This is a genomic window from Frigoribacterium sp. Leaf186, from assembly GCF_001423905.1.
Lineage (GTDB): Bacteria > Actinomycetota > Actinomycetes > Actinomycetales > Microbacteriaceae > Frigoribacterium.
Genome location: NZ_LMPQ01000012.1, coordinates 42822 through 65026, shown reverse-complemented (window position 1 = coordinate 65026; position 22205 = coordinate 42822). Strand labels below are relative to the sequence as shown.

General features: G+C 69.9%; 19 protein-coding genes. 9 read left to right on the top strand and 10 right to left on the bottom strand.

The genetic code is table 11. The annotated features are described in order from the left end of the window. The first annotated feature begins 198 nt into the window (after positions 1 to 198). The 3 genes from ASG05_RS13430 (at position 199) to ASG05_RS13420 (ending at position 3695) form a co-directional block, all read left to right on the top strand. Complete coding sequence (locus ASG05_RS13430; protein WP_056261890.1) at positions 199 to 1173, top strand: carbohydrate ABC transporter permease; 975 nt, start codon at positions 199 to 201, stop codon at positions 1171 to 1173. Further along, entirely contained in the window at positions 1170 to 2081 is a 912-nt protein-coding gene (locus ASG05_RS13425; RefSeq protein WP_082486799.1) for a carbohydrate ABC transporter permease, read from the top strand. Before ASG05_RS13430 ends, ASG05_RS13425 begins: the two co-directional genes overlap by 4 nt. Before the next feature lie 78 nt (positions 2082 to 2159). Then, on the top strand, positions 2160 to 3695 hold the full coding sequence (locus ASG05_RS13420; RefSeq protein ID WP_056261888.1) for an alpha-N-arabinofuranosidase: 1536 nt from the start codon (positions 2160 to 2162) through the stop codon (positions 3693 to 3695). Positions 3696 to 3749: 54 nt separating this feature from the next. Here ASG05_RS13420 and ASG05_RS13415 read toward each other — a convergent pair whose 3' ends face one another. From ASG05_RS13415 to msuE, 4 genes are all read right to left on the bottom strand, one after another. Next, positions 3750 to 4472 carry an ABC transporter ATP-binding protein gene (locus tag ASG05_RS13415; protein ID WP_056261885.1) on the bottom strand — a complete coding sequence of 241 codons (723 nt, stop codon included), beginning with the start codon at positions 4470 to 4472 and terminating at the stop codon, positions 3750 to 3752. A gap of 65 nt (positions 4473 to 4537) precedes the next feature. Continuing rightward, positions 4538 to 6538: a hypothetical protein gene (locus ASG05_RS13410; RefSeq protein WP_056261880.1), complete on the bottom strand. Its 2001-nt coding sequence runs from the start codon at positions 6536 to 6538 to the stop codon at positions 4538 to 4540. A 295-nt stretch (positions 6539 to 6833) separates the two neighbouring features. Continuing rightward, a complete protein-coding gene (locus ASG05_RS13405; protein ID WP_157490247.1) occupies positions 6834 to 7262 on the bottom strand; it encodes a hypothetical protein in 429 nt (142 codons plus the stop codon). A 49-nt stretch (positions 7263 to 7311) separates the two neighbouring features. Next, positions 7312 to 8019, bottom strand: a complete 708-nt coding sequence (gene msuE, locus ASG05_RS13400; protein WP_157490246.1) for an FMN reductase — start codon at positions 8017 to 8019, stop codon at positions 7312 to 7314. Positions 8020 to 8091: 72 nt separating this feature from the next. Here msuE and ASG05_RS13395 point away from each other — a divergent pair, with 72 nt between their 5' ends. The 3 genes from ASG05_RS13395 to kynU all read left to right on the top strand — a co-directional run bounded on the left by ASG05_RS13395 (position 8092) and on the right by kynU (position 11423). Then, positions 8092 to 8886, top strand: coding sequence for a class I SAM-dependent methyltransferase (locus ASG05_RS13395; RefSeq protein WP_200936870.1), 795 nt, complete (start codon positions 8092 to 8094; stop codon positions 8884 to 8886). A gap of 105 nt (positions 8887 to 8991) precedes the next feature. After that, the gene (locus ASG05_RS13390) at positions 8992 to 10164 is read left to right on the top strand and encodes a hypothetical protein (RefSeq protein WP_056261874.1); all 1173 of its coding nucleotides are present in this window, start codon (positions 8992 to 8994) and stop codon (positions 10162 to 10164) included. Beyond that, entirely contained in the window at positions 10161 to 11423 is a 1263-nt protein-coding gene (kynU, locus tag ASG05_RS13385; RefSeq protein ID WP_056261869.1) for a kynureninase, read from the top strand. Before ASG05_RS13390 ends, kynU begins: the two co-directional genes overlap by 4 nt. 175 nt (positions 11424 to 11598) lie before the next feature. Here kynU and nrdF read toward each other — a convergent pair whose 3' ends face one another. From nrdF to nrdH, 4 genes are all read right to left on the bottom strand, one after another. Further along, complete coding sequence (nrdF, locus tag ASG05_RS13380) at positions 11599 to 12600, bottom strand: class 1b ribonucleoside-diphosphate reductase subunit beta (RefSeq protein ID WP_056261866.1); 1002 nt, start codon at positions 12598 to 12600, stop codon at positions 11599 to 11601. A 99-nt stretch (positions 12601 to 12699) separates the two neighbouring features. Then, positions 12700 to 14805, bottom strand: a complete 2106-nt coding sequence (gene nrdE, locus ASG05_RS13375; RefSeq protein ID WP_056262951.1) for a class 1b ribonucleoside-diphosphate reductase subunit alpha — start codon at positions 14803 to 14805, stop codon at positions 12700 to 12702. A gap of 32 nt (positions 14806 to 14837) precedes the next feature. After that, positions 14838 to 15257, bottom strand: a complete 420-nt coding sequence (gene nrdI / locus ASG05_RS13370) for a class Ib ribonucleoside-diphosphate reductase assembly flavoprotein NrdI (protein ID WP_056261864.1) — start codon at positions 15255 to 15257, stop codon at positions 14838 to 14840. 82 nt (positions 15258 to 15339) lie between these two features. Continuing rightward, on the bottom strand, positions 15340 to 15573 hold the full coding sequence (gene nrdH / locus ASG05_RS13365; protein WP_043596549.1) for a glutaredoxin-like protein NrdH: 234 nt from the start codon (positions 15571 to 15573) through the stop codon (positions 15340 to 15342). 315 nt (positions 15574 to 15888) lie between these two features. Between nrdH and ASG05_RS13360 the strand changes: the two genes are divergently transcribed. From ASG05_RS13360 to ASG05_RS13350, 3 genes are all read left to right on the top strand, one after another. Beyond that, on the top strand, positions 15889 to 17097 hold the full coding sequence (locus ASG05_RS13360; RefSeq protein ID WP_056261861.1) for an MFS transporter: 1209 nt from the start codon (positions 15889 to 15891) through the stop codon (positions 17095 to 17097). A gap of 107 nt (positions 17098 to 17204) precedes the next feature. Beyond that, complete coding sequence (locus ASG05_RS13355) at positions 17205 to 18035, top strand: aldo/keto reductase (protein ID WP_056261858.1); 831 nt, start codon at positions 17205 to 17207, stop codon at positions 18033 to 18035. A 155-nt stretch (positions 18036 to 18190) separates the two neighbouring features. Continuing rightward, positions 18191 to 18724 carry a ribonuclease H gene (locus ASG05_RS13350; RefSeq protein WP_056261854.1) on the top strand — a complete coding sequence of 178 codons (534 nt, stop codon included), beginning with the start codon at positions 18191 to 18193 and terminating at the stop codon, positions 18722 to 18724. A gap of 65 nt (positions 18725 to 18789) precedes the next feature. Here ASG05_RS13350 and ASG05_RS13345 read toward each other — a convergent pair whose 3' ends face one another. Next, a complete protein-coding gene (locus ASG05_RS13345) occupies positions 18790 to 19551 on the bottom strand; it encodes an SDR family NAD(P)-dependent oxidoreductase (RefSeq protein ID WP_056261851.1) in 762 nt (253 codons plus the stop codon). Positions 19552 to 19620: 69 nt separating this feature from the next. Further along, the gene (locus ASG05_RS13340) at positions 19621 to 22191 is read right to left on the bottom strand and encodes an RNA helicase (RefSeq protein WP_082486796.1); all 2571 of its coding nucleotides are present in this window, start codon (positions 22189 to 22191) and stop codon (positions 19621 to 19623) included. Positions 22192 to 22205: the final 14 nt, after the last annotated feature.

Sequence of the window (22205 nt, the reverse complement as noted above, 5' to 3'; positions counted from 1 at the left end):
CGGACTTCCAGACGTACTTCCTCGACTCGATCCAGTCGGTGATCCTCGCGAAGGACGACGCGGCCGCCGGCATGCGGGCGTTCATCGCGCGGGTGAACACGCAGCTCTCGCGTCCGGCACCCGTGTGACCGACATGAGCCGACCGACGCACTCACCCTCCGCACGACCCGACCATCACGACGACGAAGGAGTCGATCTGTGACCTCCACCACGGTCAAGGCCCCCCGGGCCACCGCCGACCGCACGCGGTCCGACGCCCGCGCGACCGACCGCACCCGCACCTCCCGGAAGCGCCGAGGGCCGTCCGACAACCGCATCGGCTGGGGCTTCGCCGCCCCGTTCACCGTGCTGTTCGCGGTGTTCCTGGTCTGGCCGCTGGTGCACGGCTTCTACCTGAGCTTCACCGGCCAGAGCCTGACCGGCCAAGGCGGCGAGCTGATCGGCATCGCGAACTACGCCGAGGCCTTCGCCGACGGCGACATGTGGCGCTCGATGCTGAACACGCTCTGGTTCACCGTGCTCAGCACGATCCCGCTCGTCGTCGTGGCGCTCGTGCTGGCGATCCTCGTCAACACGGGCCTGCCGGGCCAGTGGCTCTGGCGGCTGAGCTTCTTCCTGCCGTACCTGCTCGCCTCGACGGTCGTCTCGCTGTTCTGGATCCAGCTCTACAGCCCGACGCTAGGCCCGATCAACAACGCCCTCGGCACCCTCGGGCTGCCGCAGCCCGCCTGGCTCCAAGACCCCGACACCGCCATGATCGCCGTCGTCGCGACCACCGTCTGGTGGACGGTCGGCTTCAACTTCTTGCTGTACCTCGCGGCGCTGCAGAACATCCCCGACCAGCAGTACGAGGCCGCGTCGCTCGACGGTGCGGGCCGCTGGCGCTCACTGCTGTCGATCACCATCCCCCAGCTCGGACCGACCACCGGTCTGATCGTCATCTTGCAAGTGCTCGCGTCGCTGAAGGTCTTCGACCAGATCTACCAGATGACCACCGGCGGCCCGGCGGGCAGCACCCGCTCGGCCGTGCAGTACATCTTCGACACCGGCTTCACCGGGTACCGCTTCGGCTACTCGTCGGCGATCTCGTACATCTTCTTCGCGGTCATCGTCGTCATCTCGATCGCCCAGTTCAGCATCACGGCCCGCAACCGCAAGGGAGCCCAGAAATGACCGCCCCCGCCATCGCCCCCACCTCGACCCTGCGCGCACCCACCGCCGACCGCGGCCGCAAGGGCCACAAGCCCGGCCAGAAGCCCTTCGGCCCGATGGCCGTCGTCAGCGTGGTGATCCTCGTCGTGCTGGCCGTCCTGTGGCTGCTGCCCTTCTTGTGGTCGCTGGCCACGTCGTTCAAGAGCGAGGCCGACGCCGCCGCCAGCCCGCAGACGTGGATCCCGGCCGGGGGCTTCACCCTCGACGCCTACCGCGGGGTGCTCGAGCAGGGCAACATCCCGGTGTGGCTGTTCAACAGCCTGTTCACCTCGATCGTGATCACGCTCATCGTGGTGGCCACCTCGGCCCTCGTCGCCTACGCGTTCTCGCGCCTCGACTTCCGGGGCAAGAAATGGCTCTACGTGGCCACGATCGCGTCGATCATCATCCCGCCGCAGGTGCTCATCGTGCCGCTGTTCTACCAGATGCTCGCCTTCGACATGGTCGACACCTACTGGGGCATCATCCTGCCCCAGGCCATCGCCCCCGCCATGGTGTTCGTGCTGAAGAAGTTCTTCGACCAGGTGCCGATCGAGCTCGAGGACGCCGCCCGCGTCGACGGCGCCGGTCGCATCCGGGTGTTCTTCACCATCCTGCTGCCGCTGTCGCGGCCCATCCTCGGCGCGGTGTCGATCTTCGTGTTCATCGGCGCCTGGAACAACTTCCTGTGGCCGTTCATCGTGACCAACGACGCGTCGCTGCTCACCCTGCCGGTCGGCCTGCAGACCATCGAGAGCGCCTACGGCATCCAGTACGCCCAGAACATGGCCGCGGCCATCCTCGCGGCCCTGCCGCTGATCCTGGTGTTCCTGTTCTTCCAGCGCCAGATCATCAAGGGCATCTCGACGACCGGCTTCGGGGGGCAGTGACCCGCCCGACCGGCCGCACCGCGCCTCCTCGTCCCCGTCCCCACCACACGCACGCCGTTCCCCTCAGCTAGGAGATCCATGTCCACCGCCCGCATCACCGTCGACCGCGAGTTCACCGTCGGCCCCGTGCCGAGACGCCTGTTCGGCTCGTTCGTCGAACACATGGGCCGCTGCGTCTACACCGGCATCTACGAGCCCGGCCACCCCACCGCCGACGAGAACGGCTTCCGCCGCGACGTCCTCGACCTGACGAAGGAGCTCGGGGCCACCGTCATCCGCTACCCCGGCGGCAACTTCGTGTCGGGCTACAACTGGGAGGACGGCGTCGGCCCGGTCGACCAGCGTCCCCGTCGGCTCGACGGCGCCTGGCACACCGTCGAGACCAACGCCTTCGGCCTGCACGAGTTCGTCGAGTGGTCGAAGCTGGCCGGCACCGAGGTCATGGAGGCCGTCAACCTCGGCACCCGCGGCGTCGACGCCGCCCGCGAGCTCGTCGAGTACGCCAACCACCCCGGCGGTACCGCGCTGAGCGACCGTCGCATCGCCAACGGCGCGAAGGATCCGTTCGACATCAAGCTCTGGTGCCTCGGCAACGAGCTCGACGGCCCGTGGCAGATCGGCCACAAGACGGCCACCGAGTACGGCCGCCTCGCCCAGGAGGCCGCCAAGGCCATGAAGTTCGTCGACGACTCGATCGAACTGGTCGCGGTCGGCAGCTCGGGCCGCGGCATGCCCACCTTCGGCGCCTGGGAGCACGAGGTGCTCACCCACGCGTACGACGAGGTCGACTACGTCTCGATGCACGCCTACTACCAGGAGCACGACGGCGACGCGAAGAGCTTCCTCGCGACGGCCGTCGACATGGACGCGTTCATCGACGAGGTCGTGTCGACCATCGACGGCGTCAAGGCCGCCGGCAAGCACGCGAAGCAGGTCGACATCTCGTTCGACGAGTGGAACGTCTGGTACCAGACCGGCCTCGACAGCGACGACCAGCCGCACAACGTCTCGAAGGGCTGGCGTGAGCACCCCCGACTGATCGAGGACCAGTACAACGTCACCGACGCGGTCGTGGTCGGCACGTTCCTCAACTCGCTGCTGCGGCACGGCGACCGGGTCAAGATCGCCAACCAGGCGCAGCTCGTCAACGTCATCGCCCCGATCCGCAGCGAGGCCGGCGGGCCAGCGTGGCGCCAGTCGATCTTCTGGCCGTTCGCGCGCATGGCGGCCCTGGCCACGGGTCAGATCCTGCGCACCGTCGTCACGAGCGACAAGGTCGACACCGAGAAGTACGGCGACGCCGACCTGGTCGACGTCAGCGCGACCTACGACGAGGAGACCGGCAAGCTGGCGTTCTTCCTCGCCAACCGCGGTCTCGACGAGACGGCCGACGTCGAGCTCGCCCTGCGCGGCTTCGACGGTGGCCGCGTCACCCGCGCCGAGGTGCTGGCCGTGCCCGAGGGCGGTGACCGCTTCTCGTCCAACACCGAGCAGGCGCAAGACACGGTCGGGCTCGTCCCGCTGACCGGCGTCGCGGTCGACTCCGGCACGGCACGCCTGCGCCTGCCCGCGCTCTCGTGGGCCGTCGTCGAACTCGAGGTCGGCAAGGCCTGACCCGCCGAGGGCCTTGAGGAGGCGCGGTGCCGGTCGAGACCGGCACCGCGCCTCCTACGCGTCGTCGCGTCGGTCGTCCGAGGAGAGCCCGAGGGGAAGGGTCTCGGTGCACCAGTCGACGACACGGTCGTCGTGGGTCGCGACGACGAGGGCCGAGCCCGCGAGGCGGAGGTCGTCGAGCACCTCGAGCACCATCGTGACGGCGTCCGAGTCGAGGGCAGCCGAGGGTTCGTCGGCGATGACGAGGCGCGGCGACCGCACCATGAGCCGAGCGAGGGCCACCCGTTGCTGTTCGCCGCCGCTCAGCGTGTGCACGGGTCGACGCCCGTACCCGGCCAGCCCGACCCGTTCGAGGGCGGCCTCCCGACGCTCGGCGCGCGAGGAGCGGTTCGTGCGGTCGCCGATGAAGGCGACGTCGACGTTGGCGGCGACCGTCCAGTCGTCGACGAGGGCGTAGTTCTGGAAGAGGTGCCCCACCGTTCCGCGGAAGAGCCTCCGCCGGGTGGCGCGCGACACCCGCGTGACGTCGGCGCCGGCGACGTGGAGGGTGCCGGAGTCGACACGGTCGAGCAGGCCGAGGCAGGACAGCAGACTCGTCTTGCCGGTGCCGCTGCGGCCGGTGACGGCGACGGAGGCGCCTGGCGCCACGTCGAAGCTGATGCCCTCCCACAGGGTTCGTGTGCCTCGGCGCCGCGTGGCGTCGCGGACGCTGAGGACGGGCTGCGACGTGGTCGCGTCGGGGGTCGCCTGGACGGCGGGGGTCGGGAGGGGGAGCATCGTGTTCCTCTCGGAGGCGGTTCGCGGTGGAGCCGACCGGTGTCGGCGCCGGGGTGGCGGTGCCCTCAGGCGCGGTCGAGGGTGTCGGCGCGGATTCGCGACCGGTGCAGGGCGAGGACGGCTGAGATCACGACGACGTCGAGGACCACGACACCCGCGGCCGCGGCGAGCGCGCCGGCTCCGTCGACGAGCCCGAGCCCTCGTGTGACGGTGATCACCGCCGTGCCGGCGGCTGCCGTCATGATCGCGGGGAGGATCGCCGTCCGCAGGGGTCCGGCACCCGCCGTCACCAGGACCACGTCTCGCCGGCGTCCCCGCTCGGCGACGGCGGCCGCGGTCATGACGGCGGAGAGCATCAGGACGACGACCCCGAGGACGGCGACCGCGAGGACGTCACGCAGTTCTCGTGCCTGCTCGGCGATGCGGATCGCCGCGACGTCGGCCGCGCGGACGATGGACCCGATCTGCTGGTCGAGTCCCGCGGCGTCGAGCTGACGCTGCACCGAGACGGGGTCGGAGAAGAGGACGCCACCTGACGTCATGTTGCTCGCCAGCCAGTTGTCGGAGACGACGTCGACCTCGGTGGGGAGCACGGCGACGACGGCGTCGCGCTGATGACTCGTCACGTCGCCCCATTTGGTTCCGAACGTGAACAGGGACTGACCATCGGCGATGTAGCGCACCTCGAGACCGATCGGTTCGTCGCGCGGGGGGCTCTCCTCGTGGTCGGATGACTCCCAGTCCAGCCAGGCGAGCCACTCCCCCGCGATGGAGGCGGTCTGGTCCTCGAGTCCCTCAGGGACCAGCAATGTCAGCGACCTCGCATCGACATCGGCCTCGCCGAAGGTCTGGCCCGACGCATCGACGACAGGGTTGTGCCGGAGGTACTCCTGATTCACCGTGAGCGAGTCACCGTGGTCTGGTCCGTACCCCTCGAACGGCCCGTTCGGCTGCACCGCGAAGAGCGCCCGATGACGCGCGAGTTCTGCACGAGCGATGCTGGCGAAAGGCTTGTCCGAACGGACACTCTCGTCGAAACCAGAATGGAACAGGAGCTCGAACCACTCGCTTGCCGCCGCCCACGCCTCCCGATCGGCGCGGTTGTCCGCTACCCGAACGGTCGCCTCGACACCGGTCGGCATGACGGAGACGACGAGACCCAGGGCGAGCGCATGCACGACGGCGAGTCCCACCACGTGCGACACGGCGGGTCGAGCGCCGCGGATGGCGGGGAGAAGCCGGGCGCGGGCCCGGGCCGCCGACGCGACGATGACCGCACCGACGACGAACGCGAGGATTCCGGCCACGGCGAGCACCGAGACGAGAGCGATTCGAGGCCATTGCGCGAGGCCGTCGTACCACGCGAGGACGGGCAGGGAGGCGAGGAGCCCCCCGATCAGGGTCGACACGACGAGGACGGCGTCGTCACGGACGGTGCGAGCAGTCGTCGAGCGTCGTGACGCACCGCTCACCTGCAGGATGGCGTCTCGCCGGCGGTGGACGACCGCCCCGTGGCCGACGCCCGCCATGACGGCGAGCAGTGCCGCGACTACGAGCGGGGCGAGCGGAACGGCGTAGAGGGCCCAGGGGATCATCGTGACCGGCCCGCCGGTCTGGGTGGACACCTGCATGCCGAGGGCCTCGAGGTCGTCCGCGACGAGCGCCAACCGCTCTTCGGGGGCATCGCTGTCGTACAAGCCGTTGGTCTGTGCCAGGGGCAGAGTCGCGATGTCCGCCCAGCGCGTCTCGACGTCCCGTCCGACGTCCGGGTACGGGCGGTGCTCGTCGGGCCAGGCGTGCCCGTCGGGCTTGTGCACGACGTACAACGTTCGCAGGGTCCCGCCGTCGCTCGCGGTCACAGCGTCCTTCACGAGACCGACGTCGTGTTCCGCTGCGGAGCGGGCCAGGGTCTCGATCGTGTCCACCTTGGCCACGTCGCCGTGCTCCCAGATGACGAGGTTCGACCGCGCACCGGCGGGCAGGGCTTCGTCGCTGGTCCTCACGAAGAGGAACGCGCCGACGAGCGCGACGAGCACGGCGACGATGATGCTCAGTTTGTGAGCCATGGGCTGAGGCGTCCGATCGCGTCGAAGGTGTGGACGGAGGTGCCCGCCCCACGCTGGGTGGGACGGGCACCGTCGTCACTTCATCACGACCGTACTTTCTCGCCATTAAACATGTCAAATGCAAGAATGTCGGACGGACACGTCGACGAGGCCGACATGCGCACCCGCAGTCAGGCGACCGTTCGGATGGCTGGTCGCCGTACGTGACATCGCGGGACTGCGGTCAGCCTCGGAGCCCCGGGCAGCCGCAGGGCGGCGGTCAGCCTCGGGGCGGCGGTCAGCCTCGGGGCTTCGGTCAGCCGCGGGGCTTGAAGAGGCGGGCGATGCTGTCGCGGACCGATTCTTCGATGGTGTCGGTGAAGCCGTTCGAGAATCCCAGGGCGTCGTTCGGGGCCGAAGCGGCCGTCATCGACTCGACGACGCGCTGGCCGTGGTGGGCGCGGGCCTCGCGCACCGAGCCGAACCCGAGGCCGAGGTCGGCGGCCGCGCGGGCGAGCAGGGCCTCACGGGCGTCGTCCGTCGTCGTCAACGTCTCAGCCAGCTCGTGCACGGAGGCGTCGTCGACGCCGTCGGCCACCCATCGGGCGGCACGTGTCGGCAGGACGCCCGGGGGCAAGAGGCCGAGCCGACGCTGGGCCTCGCTGTCGCGGATCTCGGCACGCGCGACGGACGGGCCTCGGGGCGTCGGGTCGGGGGTCACGTCGACCACGATACCCGTGGGCATCCTGCGTGGCTGCCCCGCCTTCGGGTCGCGGCGTGCGGTGCGGGTCCGCTCAGCTGAACAGCCTCGTCGGCGTCGTGACCTCGAGTCCGTTCGCCCGGGGGTCGTCGACCGACAGCGCGTCGTCCGCCTCGCCCCGGTCGAGGGCCTGCTCGATGCGGCCCTTCTCGAGGATGCTCGAGCGGATCAGGGGCAGGCCCCGCTGGATCGCGTTGCGGATGCGCTCCTGCAGCAGGGGCGCCGTGACCGCGTACTTGTCGGCTCCCCCGGTCGCCGTGAAGTCGGTCGTGTGGGCGTAGACGCCGAGGGGCAGCGTGAGCGCCTGGAAGAACCCGAACAGCGGGCGCAACGAGTGCTCGATGATCAGCGCGTGGCGTTCGCTGCCGCCCGTCGCGGCCAGCAGCACGGGCACGTCGACCAGCGCGTACTGCTCGACGAAGTCGAACAGGTGCTTGAAGAGCCCGGTGAAGGAGGCGCGGTAGACGGGCGAGGCCGCGATCAGCAGGTCGGCGGTCTCGATCGCGACCAACTCGCGCTCGACCCGCTCGTCGAGCTGGTCGCGCGTGAGCGCCCCGGCGAACAGCGGACCGAGCTCGCTGACCCGGATCACGTGCGCCTCGATCGGCAGGACGTCGCCCAGAGCGGTGACGATCTCGCGCACGAGCGCGTCGGTCTTGGACGGCGTGCTGAGGGTGCCCGACACGGCGACGACCCGGAGGGGCCGGGGCGGACGCGGGGGCGGGGTGGGCTCGGAAGTCATCCTCACCATGCTGCGCCCGCGACCGGCGTAACAGAGGGTGTGTGACGGATCGTGACGTGCGACAGTGTTCTGGTGACACATCAACCAACCCGTCAGGGGTCCGACCCGGCCGCCCACGGCTTCGACCCCACTCGACCCGATTCCGACCTCGCCGCCTCGTTCGGGCTGGCCGCCGACGTCTACGAGAGGGGCCGCCCGTCGTACCCCCTCGAGGCCGTCGACTGGCTGCTGCCCGACGGCGCCTGTCACGTGGTCGACCTGGGGGCCGGCACCGGCAAGCTCACCCGCCTGCTGCTCGACCGGGCACCGTCGGTCACCGCCGTCGAGCCGTCACCCGGCATGCGCGCGACCCTCGAGCAGGTCGTGCCCGGGGCCGTCTCGGTCGCCGGTTCGGCCGAGGCCCTCCCGCTCGACGACGACTCGGTCGACGCCGTGCTGGTCGCCCAGGCGTGGCACTGGGTCGACACCGACCGCGCGGTGCCCGAGATCGCCCGGGTGCTGCGCCCCGGCGGCACGCTGGGCCTGATCTGGAACATCCGCGACGAGTCGGTGCCGTGGGTGGCCGAGCTCAGCCGCGTGATGCACCAGCCCCGCGAGCGCGACATGGGGTCGGACGCCCCGGTCGTCGGGGCCCCGTTCGGCGCCGTCGAGCGTCACGACGTCGCCTGGGTGCACGAACTCGGGCGCGAGGAGTTCCTCGCCATGATCGCGTCCCGCAGTTACGTGATCACGCTGTCGCCCGACGACCGCGCGGCCTTGCTGCGCGACGTCGAGCGGTTGCTCGACACGCACCCCGACACCCGCGACGTCGACCTGATCCGGTTGCCGTACGTGGCGCGGTGCTCGCGGGCCGTCCTGCCCGGGTAGGTCGCGCCTCCTCGGCTCCTCCCCAGCCCGCGGGCCCGCCTCGTCGTCCCCGGACGCGGGCGGGCCTGCGAGGCGTCGGCAGCGCGCACGAATAGGGTCGGGGTCATGGATCAGGAGGCGCGGCTCGTCACGGTCGACCACGCCTGGTCGGGCCGGTGGTCCGGTCGCAGCCTGCTGCGGCTCGACGCGCACGGCGTCGTCTTCGCCGGGCCCGCGGACGCGCACGACGCCGACGCGCTCGTCCGGGCCGAGCTGCCGCACGTCCCCGGCACCGTGCTCGCCCCGTTCACCGACTCGCACGTCCACCTCGGCCTCGTCGACGCCGCCCGCCTGCCCGCCGGGGGCATCGCCCGCGTCGTCGACCTCGGGTGGGACCCTGCCGTGGCTCGCGGGTGGCTCGACCGGTCGGGTCGCGACGGCTGGCCCGAGGTGTCCGTCGCCGGCGGGCTCGTCACGGCCCCGGGTGGCTACCCGAGCCGGTCGGGCTGGGCGCCGCCCCGGGCCGCCCTGGCCGTCGGCGGCCTGCGTGCCGCGACCCGGTCGCGGCGTGGGGCCCGGGTGGTCGGGCAGCAGCACGCCCTCGGCGCCACGGTCGTCAAGGTGGCACTGAACTCCGACGTCGGCCCCGTGCTCGACGACGCGACGCTCGCCGCCGTGGTCGACGCGGCCCACGGCTTCGGGCTGCCCGTCGTCGCGCACGTCCAAGGGGCGGGCCAGGCCGCGCGGGCGCTCGACGCGGGCGTCGACCGGTTCGCCCACACACCCTTCAGCGAGCGGCTCGACGACGACCTCATCGCCCGGCTGGCGGCCTCGACGACGTGGATCAGCACGCTCGACATCCACGGGCCGCGCGGTGGAGCTCAGGGGGTCGCGAAGCGATCCGCGACCCCAGCGCCGAGGGAGCCTGCGACCGAGGTCCCGGGTGGGTCCGCATTCCTCACGGCCGTCGACAACCTGTCACGGTTCCGTGCCGCCGGGGGCCGCGTGCTCTACGGCACCGACCTCGGCAACGGCGACCTGCCCCTCGGGGTCAACGAGCGCGAGCTCCGGGCGATGGGCCGGGCCGGCTTCGGGCTGGCCGGCCTGCTCGAGGCACTCGCGCCCGACGTGACCGAGCCGACCGGGGGCACCCGGTTGCCCTTCGCCCGCGTGACCTGGATCGCCGACGCGCCCCGCGCCTCCGCGTCCTCCGACGAGCGGGCCGCCTGGCTCGCCGGCGCCACCGCCCTGACCGCCGACGAACTGCTCGGCGTCGCCCTCGAGGAGAAGACCCGATGACCGATCCGCTCGCCTACCCCGTCGACGCCGCCGACCCCGACGAACAGGCCTCGGCGCACCCCGCGGCACCGCTCGACGCCGCCGACCCGCTCGCGTCGTTCGTCGACCGGTTCGTGCCGGCGGGCGACGTCGTGTCGTACCTCGACGGCAACTCGCTCGGCCGACCGGTCGCCGCGACGTCGACCCGCCTGGCCGAGTTCGTCGCGGACGCCTGGGGCACCCGGCTGATCCGCTCGTGGGACGAACGCTGGATGGCGTTGCCGACCGAACTCGGCGACCGCATCGCCGCGGCCTGCCTCGGGGCCGCCCCGGGTCAGACGGTCGTCGCCGACTCGACGACCGTGCTGCTCTACAAGGCGATCCGGGCGGCGCTGCGGGCCCGGCCCGACCGGCACGAGATCGTCATCGACGACGACCAGTTCCCCACCGACCGCTTCGTCGTCGAGGGCATCGCGCGCGAGCACGGCGCGACGATCCGCTGGATCGCCGTCGACAAGGCGACCGGCGTGACCGTGCCGCAGGTGCGCGACGTCGTGGGGCCCGACACGGCCCTGCTGATCGTCAACCACGTCTCGTACCGCTCCGGGTGGCTGGTCGACCTGCCGGCGATCACCGCGATCGTGCACGAGGCGGGCGGGCTCGTGCTGGCCGACCTCTGCCACAGCGTCGGGGTCGTGCCGATGCGGCTCGACGACTGGGGCGTCGACCTCGCCGTCGGCTGCACGTACAAGTACCTCAACGGCGGGCCGGGCGCGCCCGCCTTCGTCTACGCCCGCGCCTCGCTGCTGCCCGAGCTCGACCAGCCGATCCAGGGCTGGATGGGCGCGGCCGACGTGTTCGCCATGGCCGACGGGTACACGCCCGCCGAGGGCATCCGGCGGTTCGTCAGCGGGACTCCCCCGGTGCTCGGCATGCTCGCGATGCACGACATGCTCGACCTGATCGACGAGGCCGGCATCGACGCCGTCCGGGCTAAGTCGCTCGCGCTGACGGACTACGCGTTCGAGCTCGTCGACGCCTGGCTCGTGCCGCTCGGGGTGACGGTCGCGACGCCGCGCGATGCGTCGGAGCGCGGCAGCCACGTCACCATCACCCACGAGTCGTTCCGCGAGATCGTCGCCCGGCTGTGGGAAGGCGGCGTCGTGCCCGACTTCCGCAACCCCGACGCCCTGCGCATCGGCCTGTCGCCGCTCAGCACCTCGTTCGCCGAGGTCCGCCTCGGCATCGCAGCCATCCGGGCGGCGCTGCTCGCCGACTGAGCACGCCCCCGGCACGCCGCCGTGTGGACAGGACACCGCGGCACGAGGCGGCGTCCTGTCCACTTCCCGGTGTTCTCGCGGATCGAGCGCGCCGAAACCGACCGGCGCGGCGCAGCCGGACGCAGAACAGGCGCCGCCCGGGTGGGCGGCGCCTGCTGCGCGGTGCGGGGGTGGGCTAGAAGTCCCAGTCCTCGTCTTCGGTGTTGACGGCCTTGCCGATGACGTACGACGAGCCCGACCCCGAGAAGAAGTCGTGGTTCTCGTCGGCGTTCGGCGAGAGCGCGGACAGGATGGCCGGGTTCACGTCGGTCGTCTCTTTGGGGAACATCGGCTCGTAGCCGAGGTTCATCAGCGCCTTGTTGGCGTTGTAGTGCAAGAACTTCTTGACGTCTTCGCTGAGGCCGACGCCGTCGTAGAGGTCTTGCGTGTACTGGATCTCGTTCTCGTACAGCTCGAAGAGCAGGTTGAACGTGTAGTCCTTGATCTCTTGCTTGCGCTCGTCGGAGGCGCCCTCGAGACCCTTCTGGAACTTGTAGCCGATGTAGTACCCGTGCACGGCCTCGTCGCGGATGATGAGGCGGATCAGGTCGGCCGTGTTGGTGAGCTTGGCGCGCGACGACCAGTACATCGGCAGGTAGAAGCCGCTGTAGAACAAGAACGACTCGAGCAGCGTCGAGGCGACCTTGCGCTTCAGCGGGTCGTCACCGGTGTAGTAGTCGAGGACGATCTGGGCCTTCTTCTGCAGGTTGACGTTCTCGGTCGACCAGCGGAAGGCGTCGTCGATCTCGGGCGTCGACGCGAGGGTCGAGAAGATCGACGAGTAGCTCTTGGCGTGCACCGACTCCATGAACGCGATGTTCGTGTAGACGGCCTCTTCGTGCGGGGTGATCGCGTCGGGGATCAAGCTGATCGCGCCGACGGTGCCCTGGATCGTGTCGAGCAGCGTCAGGCCGGTGAAGACCCGCATGGTCATCTGCTGCTCTTCGGGCGTCAGGGTGTTCCAGGACTGCACGTCGTTCGACAGCGGGATCTTCTCGGGCAGCCAGAAGTTGTTGACGAGCCTGTTCCACACCTCGACGTCTTTGTCGTCGTTGATGCGGTTCCAGTTGATCGCACTGACCGACGTGATCAGCGGGACCGACTTGCCGGTGGCGTGCACCGGATCGGTGATGGTCATGACGTGCCTTTCAGAGGGAAGAGCGTGAGTTCAGGAGGCGCGGGCCGGCTGTCGAGGCCGGCCCGCGCCGGGTGGCGCGAAGGCCGTGAGGCACAGGGCCTAGAGCATGCAGCTGACGCAGCCGTCGACCTCGGTGCCCTCGAGCGCGAGCTGACGGAGGCGGATGTAGTAGATCGTCTTGATGCCCTTGCGCCATGCGTAGATCTGCGCCTTGTTGATGTCGCGCGTGCTCGCCGTGTCTTTGAAGAAGAGCGTGAGCGACAGGCCCTGGTCGACGTGCTGCGTCGCCGCGGCGTAGGTGTCGATGATCTTCTCGGGGCCGATCTCGTACGCGTCGGTGTAGTACTCGAGGTTGTCGTTCGTCATGAACGGCGCCGGGTAGTACACGCGACCGAGCTTGCCCTCTTTGCGGATCTCGATCTTCGACGCGATCGGGTGGATCGACGACGTCGAGTGGTTGATGTACGAGATCGAGCCAGTCGGCGGCACGGCCTGCAGGTTCTGGTTGTAGATGCCGTGCTGCATGATGCTGGCCTTGAGCGCGAGCCAGTCGTCCTGCGTCGGGATCGCGACGCCGGCGTCGGCGAACAGTGCGGCGGCCCGCTCGGTCTCGGGCTTCCACTCGGTCTCGGTGTACTTGTCGAAGAAGGTGCCCGACGCGTACGTGCTGTCTTCGAAGCCGCCGAAGCTGACGCCACGCTCGATCGCGATGGTGTTCGAGGCGCGCAGGGCGTGGAACAGCACCGTGTAGAAGTAGATGTTCGTGAAGTCGATCGCCTCGGGCGTGCCGTAGTGCACACGCTCGCGAGCGAGGTAGCCGTGCAGGTTCATCTGACCGAGGCCGATGGCGTGCGACTGGTCGTTGCCGACCTCGATCGAGCGGACCGACGTGATGTGGCTCATGTCGCTGACCGCGCTGAGGCCGCGGATCGCGGTCTCGACGGTCTTGCCGAGGTCGGGGGCGTCCATCGACAGGGCGATGTTCATCGAGCCGAGGTTGCAGCTGATGTCTTTGCCGATCTGGTCGTACGAGAGGTCTTCGTTGAACGTGGTGGGCGTGTTGACCTGAAGGATCTCGGAGCACAGGTTCGACATGTTGATGCGGCCCTTGATCGGGTTCGCCTTGTTGACCGTGTCTTCGAACACGATGTAGGGGTAGCCCGACTCGAACTGGATCTCGGCGATCGTCTGGAAGAAGTCGCGCGCCTTGATCTTGGTCTTCTTGATGCGCGAGTCGGCGACCATCTCACGGTACTTCTCGCTGATCGCGACGTCGCCGAAGGGGACGCCGTAGACCCTCTCGACGTCGTACGGCGAGAAGAGGTACATGTCTTCGTTGTTCTTGGCGAGCTCGAACGTGATGTCGGGCACGACGACGCCGAGCGACAGCGTCTTGATGCGGATCTTCTCGTCGGCGTTCTCACGCTTCGTGTCGAGGAATCGCATGATGTCGGGGTGGTGGGCGCTGAGGTACACGGCACCGGCACCCTGACGGGCACCGAGCTGGTTCGCGTAGCTGAAGCTGTCTTCGAGCAGCTTCATGACGGGGATGATGCCCGACGACTGGTTCTCGATCTGCTTGATCGGCGCACCGGCCTCACGGATGTTCGAGAGCGACAGGGCGACGCCGCCACCGCGCTTCGACAGCTGCAGCGACGAGTTGATGCCGCGCGAGATCGACTCCATGTTGTCTTCGATGCGCAGCAGGAAGCAGCTGACGAGTTCGCCGCGCTGGGCCTTCGCCGTGTTGAGGAAGGTCGGCGTGGCCGGCTGGAAGCGACCGGCGATGATCTCTTCGACCAGGTCGACGGCGAGCTTCTCGTCGCCCTGGGCGAGACCGAGGGCCGTCATGACCACTCGGTCTTCGAAGCGCTCGAGGTAGCGCTTCCCGTCGAAGGTCTTCAGCGTGTAGGACGTGTAGTACTTGAACGCCCCGAGGAAGGTCTGGAATCGGAACTTCTTCGAGTAGGCCAGGTCGTTCAGCTTCTCGATGAACGCGAAGTCGTACTGCTCGATGGTCGCGAGCTCGTAGTACTCGTTCTCGACGAGGTAGTCGAGGCGCTCGCGCAGGTTGTGGAAGAACACGGTGTTCTGGTTGACGTGCTGCAGGAAGTACTGCTTGGCCGCCTCGCGGTCCTTGTCGAACTGGATCTCGCCGGACGGGCCGTAGAGGTTCAGCATCGCGTTCAGGGAGTGGTAGTCCATGCCGGAGCTGAGACCCTGCCCCGGTGCGGCGATCACTTCGAGGTCATCGACTGCAGTGTCCAAAATTCTTCCAATCCTGTCTGTACGGCTTGTACGTCGTCTGGCGTTCCGAAGACTTCGAAACGGTAGAGAAGGGGAACGTCGCACTTGGCGGCGATGATGTCGCCGGCCAGGCAGTAGCCCTCTCCGAAGTTGGTGTTGCCCGCCGCGATCACGCCTCGGATGAGGCGTCGGTTGCCCTCGTCGTTGAGGAACCGGATGACCTGCTTCGGGACGGCGCCTCGCCCCTCGCCGCCGCCGTAGGTCGGCAGGACGAGGACGTAGGGGTCACGGACGTGGAGCGGTGGCTCGGACGGGAACAGCGGGATGCGCCGTGCCGGCAGTCCGAGCTTGGTGACGAAACGGGCGGTGTTGCCCGAGACGCTCGAGAAGTAGACGAGTTCGTTCGTCACGACGAGTCCTCGTCTCCGACGTGGTGTGGGGCACGGCCCCCGGTCACGATGCTGACTGGACGGGCGCGAGGCGCCCGGTCGACTAGTCGACCTTGGCGGCCAGCGCGGCGATCTTGTCGGGGCGGAAGCCGCTCCAGTGGTCGTCGTCGGCGATGACCACGGGGGCCTGCATGTAGCCCAGGGCGCGGACCTTCTCGAGGGCCGCGTCGTCGGCGGTGACGTCGAGCACGTCGTACTCGATGCCCTTGTTGTCGAGCGCCCGGTAGGTGGCCGTGCACTGGACGCAGGACGGCTTGGTGTAGACGGTGATGGCCATGGGATCCCCTGTGTTCTGGCCGGCCCCTGAGGCCGGATCGGTGGTTCGTGAGCCTGCGGGGCGTAGTGCCCGTGGCGACTCTTCGATACTACATCTTGTGGCCGACGCTGGTGGGCACAACTAGATGCGGTGTTACACGGCTGTAATTATCCACAGGCCCATGCACAGGTTGTGAACAGATCGGGGCCGGTTCTCCCCCGTTTCTGGCGGGTTGTGCACATCCTTCTCCCCACCACCGACATTCGCGGCCGGTGTCCCCAATTCGGGCCACCGGCGTGTCGCGACCGACGACCGCGCTCGTAGACTTGACCCCTCGTGAGCACCTATTCGACCCTGCTGAAGACGCCCGGCGTCTCGCGCATCATCGCGGCCCAGCTGACCGCGCGCTTCCCGTTCGGCATGCTGTCGCTCGCGTTCCTGCTGCACGTCGAACACGTGCACCACTCCTACGCCGCGGCCGGCCTCGTGCTCGCCGCGACGAGCATCGGCCAGGCCATCTCGGGGCCGCTCACCAGCCGCTGGATGGGCCGCTGGGCGATGCGCCCCGTCCTGACGCTGACGCTGGTGGTCTGCCTGATCACGATGGTCACCTTCACCCTGTACGACTTCTCGGTGCCCGTGTTCATGGCGCTCGGCTTCGTCACGGGCCTCAGCGTGCCGCCCGTGCAGCCGGCCGTCCGCACCATCTACCCGAAGATGGTGACCTCGAACCAGCTGACCCCGCTCTTCTCGCTCGACGCGTCCGCCCAAGAGATCATCTGGGTGGCCGGCCCGGTCATCACGACCTTCGTCGGCACGCAGGTCGGCACGCGAGAGGCCATCTGGCTCGCGGCCGCGTTCCTGGTCGGCGGCGGCATCTGGTTCATCGCGTCGCCCGAGGTCGGTCGCGTCCGCATCCCCCGCAGCAAGCGGGCCTTCGGCAAGGTGCTCGCCCGCCCGACGGTGCTGCTCGCGACCGTCGCCGGGTTCTTGCTCATCGGGGCCTGCGCCGCGGTCGAGGCCGGGGTCGTGGCGCTCTTCGGCGAGGGCAGCGCCGACTCGGGCATCGCACTGGCGATCTTCGCCGCGGGGTCGCTCGTGGGCGGGCTTGCGCTCGGGCACGTCCCGGTCGGCCCGTGGGCACTCGCCCGACGCATCGCCATCGTGTTCGTCGGCATGACGCTGGCGATCTTCGCGACGGGCCTCTGGCCGATCAGCATCACCCTGTTGATCGCGGGCGTCGGCATCGCGCCCGCACTCGCCGTCATGTTCGCCGTCGTGTCGTCGAGCGTGAAGTTCAGCGACACCGCCGAGGCCTACGGCTGGGCCGGCACCGGCCAGCTGATCGGCTCGGCCCTGGGGTCGGCGATCGCCGGCTTCGCGATCGACCACGTCGGCGGGCAGGGCGGCCTGATCGTCGCGGCCTGCTTCGCCTTCGTCGGCACGATCGTCGGTGCCGTGTTCCACAAGGCGCTGCCCGACCTGCGGGGTCGCGACGCGAGCCCGCTGCCCGACACCGAACCGGTGCCGATCCAGGCGAGCTGACCCGCGCCTCCCGGGCCAACGGGGTTCCGCCGCGGCACGCACCGTTCACCCGACCGTCGCCGACGACGGGCGACACGTGTCAGCCGGAGGCTGGCAGAGTTGAGGGCATGCCCACACCCGACGTGCCCCAGATCACCCTCAACGACGGCCGGACGATCCCGCAGCTCGGGCTCGGCGTCTACAAGGTCGCCGACGACGAGGCCGAGCGGGTCGTCGAGACCGCCCTCGCCGAGGGCTACCGGCACCTCGACACGGCCGAGTTCTACGCGAACGAGACGGGCGTCGGCCGTGCCCTCCGCGCGTCGGGCCTGCCTCGCGACGAGGTGTTCCTCACGACGAAGGTCTGGAACACCGCGCACGGCTACGACGAGACGCTCCGCTCGTTCGACGAGAGCCTGGCGAAGCTCGGCACGGACCACGTCGACCTCTACCTGATCCACTGGCCGGCCCCGCGGCAGGACAAGTACGTCGAGACGTACCGCGCCCTCGAGACGATCCGTGCCGAGGGCCGGGCGCTCTCGATCGGCGTGAGCAACTTCCAGGTGGCGCACCTCGAACGCCTGCTGGCCGAGACCGACGTCGTGCCGGCCATCAACCAAGTCGAGGTGCACCCGTGGCTGCAGCAGCACGAGCTGCGCGCCTTCGACGCCGCGCACGGCATCGTGACCGAGGCGTGGTCGCCGCTCGCCCGCGGACGCATCCTCGACAACGCCGCCCTCGTCCGCATCGGCGCGAAGCACGGCGTCACCCCGGCGCAGGTGACCATCCGCTGGCACCTGCAGCAGGGTCTCGTCGTGATCCCCAAATCGGTCACACCGTCGCGCATCCGCGCCAACCTCGACGTCTTCGGCTTCGAGCTCGACGCGGGCGACCTCGCGGCGATCGCGGGCATCGAGACCGGCGAGCGCACCGGTTCGCACCCCGACCACAACGGCTGACCCCGACACTCGCGACGGACTCCGCGTCGACGAGCCGGCGACCGCGCCCGCCCGCGACGTCGCTCCACGACTCCCCCGCAGGAGGCGCGGGTCCGGTCGGTCGCGCCCGGCACGTTACCGTGGAGCGGCAACCCGTCGACGCAAGGAGCACCCGCATGACCATCACCGCCGCAGCAGACGGATCGGCCCTCGGCAACCCCGGCCCCGCCGGATGGGCCTGGTACGTCGACGACGAGCGGTGGGCCGCGGGCGGCTGGCCGCGCGCGACGAACAACCAGGGCGAACTGACGGCCGTGCTCGAGCTGCTGCGTGCCACGGCCGGCACCGACGACGACCTGCACATCCTCTGCGACAGCCAGTACACGATCAAGGCCTGCACCGAGTGGATGCCCGGCTGGAAGCGCAAGGGCTGGCGGAAGGCCGACGGCAAGCCCGTGCTGAACGTCGAGATCCTGAAAGAGCTCGACGCCGCACTGGCCGGGCGGAAGGTGCGCTTCGAGTGGGTGCGCGGCCACGTCGGCCACGAGATGAACGAGGCCGCCGACGTGCGGGCCCGCGGCGCGGCCACGGCGTTCCAGAACCGCACCGACGTGCCGTCCGGGCCCGGTTGGCCGGGGGCGCCGACCGCGACGACCGCCCCGATCGCGGCGCCCGCGACCCCGCCCGCGCCTCCTGCGACGCTCTTCTGACCCCGGCGCCGCGTCGTCGCGTCGTCGCGCCGGGCCGTGCGGTGTCGCGTCGCGGCGACGCGCAGCTACATCGAGGGGTGCGTGCTCGACAGGCCGCCGTCGACGACGAACTGCGCGCCGGTCGAGAAGGCCGAGTCGTCGCTCGCGAGGTGCAGGGCGAGCCCGGCGACCTCGTCGGGCTTGGCGAGCCGCCCGCGCGGGCTCATCGCCTTGAACGCGTCGAGCACCTGGGGCTGGGCCTCGACCTGGCGGCGGAACAGCGCCGTGTCGGTCGGGCCCGGGTGCAGCGAGTTGATGCGGATGTTCCAGCCCTCTTGGGCGGCGTGCGCCGCGCTCGACCGGGTCAGGCCGACGAGGGCGTGCTTGCTCGCCGTGTAGGCCGCGTCGTCGCCGAAGCCGAGGAACGACGTCGCCGGGGCGAGGTTGATGATCGACCCGCCCCCACCGTCGGGGTTGGCGCGCATCTGCTCGATGGCGAAGCGGGTGCCGAGCATGACGCCGGTGACGTTGACGGCGAAGACCCTGTTCCAGCTCTCGAGCTGGGTGACGTCGATCGACTGGCCCGAGACGATGCCGGCGTTGTTGACCAGCACGTCGAGCCGGCCGTAGTGCTCGGCGATGCGGTCCATGACGCGCTTCCAGTCGCCGCCGTTGGCGACGTCGTGCTGCACGAACTCGGCCCCCGTCTCGGCGGCCACGCTCGAGCCGTCGACGATGTCGGTGGCGACGACCCGGGCCCCCTCGTCGGCGAACCGCCGGACGATCGCCTCGCCGATGCCCGAGGCGGCCCCGGTGACGATGGCGACTTTGCCGGACAGACGGGACATGGCGACCTCTTCGTGGTGGAACGCGGGCGGTGCTGGTCGGCTGCCGGGGTGTGGCACGACCCTACGAGATTACCCCTCGACGGGTGACGGTCGGCTCCGTTCGGAGGCAGGCCCGACCGCCGTCACGGTGACCACGGCCTCGCCGCGTTCGTCACTCGAGGCGAGGTCGACGACGGCCGAGATGCCGAAGTCGTGGTCGCCCTCGGGGTCGGCGAAGATCTGCCGGACGCGCCAGACGGTGGGCAGCTGCTCGACCTGCAGCATCTGCGGCCCGCGGGCCGCGGCGTCGGTGCCGATCGCGTCGTACTCGTCGTAGTACCGGTCGAGCGCCTCGCCCCACCGGTCGGCGTCCCACCCCGAGCCGGCGTCGAGGGCGCCGAGGGCGTCGGCGTCGTCCCGCGCGGCGAGCTCGACGCGGCGGAACAGCTCGTTGCGCACCATGATGCGGAACGCCCGCTCGTTGGCGGTGAGGGTGCGGAGGGTCGGCGGCACGATCTCGTCGTGGGCCAGGGCCTCTCGTGGGTTCACCATCTCTTCCCACTCGTCGAGCAGGCTCGAGTCGACCTGACGCACCAGCTCGCCGAGCCACTCGATCACGTCGACCAGCTCGTCGGTCTTCGCCTCGTCGGGCACGGTCTGCCGCAGGGCCCGGAAGGCGTCCGACAGGTAGCGCAGCACGAGTCCCTCGGAGCGGGCCAGGCCGTAGAAGTTGACGAAGTCGCCGAACGTCATCGCGCGCTCGTAGAGGTCGCGCACGACCGACTTGGGGCTGAGCGCGAAGTCGCCGATCCAGGGCTGCGAGGCCGCGTACGTCTCGAACAGGGCGGTCAGCAGCTCGTCGAGCGGCTTCGGCCAGGTGACCTCCTCGAGCAGCTCCATGCGCTGGTCGTACTCGATGCCCTCGGACTTCATCGCCGCGACGGCCTCGCCCCGGGCCTTGAACTGCTGCTGCGACAGGATCGGCCGGGGGTCGTCGAGCGTCGCCTCGACGACCGAGACCATGTCGAGGGCGTAGGTCGGCGACTCGACGTCGAGCACGTCGAAGGTCGCCAGGGCGAAGGGCGACAGCGGCTGGTTCAGTGCGAAGTTCGCCTGCAGGTCGACCGTCAGCCGGATCGTCGGGGCCCCGCCGTCGGGCGCGGGCTCTTGCACGACCACCTCGGCCGTGCGGAGCGTCCGGTAGATCGAGATGGCCTGGCGGGCCATGGCGTACTGCTTCGCGAGCGGCTCGTGGTTGTCGAACACCAACGACCGCACGTTCGCGAACACGTCGCCACCCCGGCCGATGACGTTCAGCAGCATCGCGTGCGTGACCTGCATGTGCGACGTCAGGGCCTCGGGCTCGGCCGCGATCAGCTTGGTGAAGCTGGGCTCGCCCCACGACACGAAGCCGTCGGGTGCCTTCTTGCGGACGATCTTGCGCTTCTTCTTCGGGTCGTCGCCCGCCTTCTCGATCTGCTTGAGGTTGTCGATCTCGTGCTCGGGCGCCTGCAGCGTGACCGTGCCCGAGGTGTCGTAGCCCGCGCGACCGGCCCGGCCGGCGATCTGGTGGAACTCGCGTGCGCTCAGCTGGCGCATGCGGGTGCCGTCGAACTTGGTCAGGGCCGTCAGCAGCACGGTGCGGATCGGCACGTTGATGCCGACGCCCAGGGTGTCGGTGCCGCAGATGACGCGCAGCAGTCCGCGCTGGGCGAGCTGCTCGACCAAGCGGCGGTACTTCGGCAGCATGCCCGCGTGGTGCACGCCGATGCCCGATCGCACGAGGCGGTTCAGGGTCTTGCCGAAGCCGGTGCTGAAGCGGAACCCGCCGATCAGCTCGGCGATCTCGTCGCGCTGCTCGCGGCTGGCGATCTTGATGCTCGACAGCGCCTGCGCCCGTTCGAGTGCGGCGGCCTGCGAGAAGTGCACGACGTAGACGGGTGCCTCACCGGTCGAGAGCAGCTCTTCGACGGTCTCTTGCACGGGGGTCTGGGCGTAGAAGTAGTGCAGCGGCACCGGGCGCTCGACGCCGGTGACCCGCGCGACGGGCCGTCCGGTGCGACGGGCGAGGTCGTCGGTGATGCGCGTGACGTCGCCGAGCGTCGCCGACATCAGCAGGAACTGCGCCCGGGGCAGCAGCAACAGCGGCACCTGCCAGGCCCAGCCCCGTGACTGGTCGCCGTAGAAGTGGAACTCGTCCATGACGACCTGGTCGACGGCCGCGTCGGCCCCGTGCCGCAGGGCCAGGTTCGCGAGGATCTCGGCGGTGCAGCAGATGATGGGCGCGTCGGCGTTGACCGACGAGTCACCGGTCACCATGCCGACGTTCTCGGGCCCGAACAGCTCGACCAGCGCGAAGAACTTCTCGCTGACGAGGGCCTTGATCGGTGCCGTGTAGTACGACCGCCCGCCCTGGCTCAGGGCCACGAAGTGGGCGCCGGCCGCGACGAGCGACTTGCCGGTGCCGGTGGGCGTGCTGAGGATCACCGACGCACCGCCGACGAGCTCCATCATCGCCTCGTCCTGCGCCGGGTAGAGCGGCAGCCCGCGCGACTCGGCCCACTCGGCGAACGCCGTGTACGCCGTGTCGGCGTCGTACGAGTCGACGCCCGGGTGCGACGGGAGCAGGGCGGCCAGGGGGGCGACGGGAGCGGGCGACATGATGAGTCAACCCT

Bases quoted from the DNA above. Each gene is read 5' to 3' on its own strand.
- ASG05_RS13425 (WP_082486799.1), top strand. From the start codon at position 1,170: ATGACCGCCCCCGCCATCGCCCCCACCTCGACCCTGCGCGCACCCACC.
- ASG05_RS13420 (WP_056261888.1), top strand. From the start codon at position 2,160: ATGTCCACCGCCCGCATCACCGTCGACCGCGAGTTCACCGTCGGCCCC.
- ASG05_RS13415 (WP_056261885.1), bottom strand. From the start codon at position 4,472: ATGCTCCCCCTCCCGACCCCCGCCGTCCAGGCGACCCCCGACGCGACC.
- ASG05_RS13410 (WP_056261880.1), bottom strand. From the start codon at position 6,538: ATGGCTCACAAACTGAGCATCATCGTCGCCGTGCTCGTCGCGCTCGTC.
- ASG05_RS13405 (WP_157490247.1), bottom strand. From the start codon at position 7,262: ATGCCCACGGGTATCGTGGTCGACGTGACCCCCGACCCGACGCCCCGA.
- msuE (WP_157490246.1), bottom strand. From the start codon at position 8,019: ATGACTTCCGAGCCCACCCCGCCCCCGCGTCCGCCCCGGCCCCTCCGG.
- ASG05_RS13390 (WP_056261874.1), top strand. From the start codon at position 8,992: ATGGATCAGGAGGCGCGGCTCGTCACGGTCGACCACGCCTGGTCGGGC.
- kynU (WP_056261869.1), top strand. From the start codon at position 10,161: ATGACCGATCCGCTCGCCTACCCCGTCGACGCCGCCGACCCCGACGAA.
- nrdF (WP_056261866.1), bottom strand. From the start codon at position 12,600: ATGACCATCACCGATCCGGTGCACGCCACCGGCAAGTCGGTCCCGCTG.
- nrdE (WP_056262951.1), bottom strand. From the start codon at position 14,805: ATGGACTACCACTCCCTGAACGCGATGCTGAACCTCTACGGCCCGTCC.
- nrdH (WP_043596549.1), bottom strand. From the start codon at position 15,573: ATGGCCATCACCGTCTACACCAAGCCGTCCTGCGTCCAGTGCACGGCC.
- ASG05_RS13355 (WP_056261858.1), top strand. From the start codon at position 17,205: ATGCCCACACCCGACGTGCCCCAGATCACCCTCAACGACGGCCGGACG.
- ASG05_RS13350 (WP_056261854.1), top strand. From the start codon at position 18,191: ATGACCATCACCGCCGCAGCAGACGGATCGGCCCTCGGCAACCCCGGC.
- ASG05_RS13345 (WP_056261851.1), bottom strand. From the start codon at position 19,551: ATGTCCCGTCTGTCCGGCAAAGTCGCCATCGTCACCGGGGCCGCCTCG.
- ASG05_RS13340 (WP_082486796.1), bottom strand. From the start codon at position 22,191: ATGTCGCCCGCTCCCGTCGCCCCCCTGGCCGCCCTGCTCCCGTCGCAC.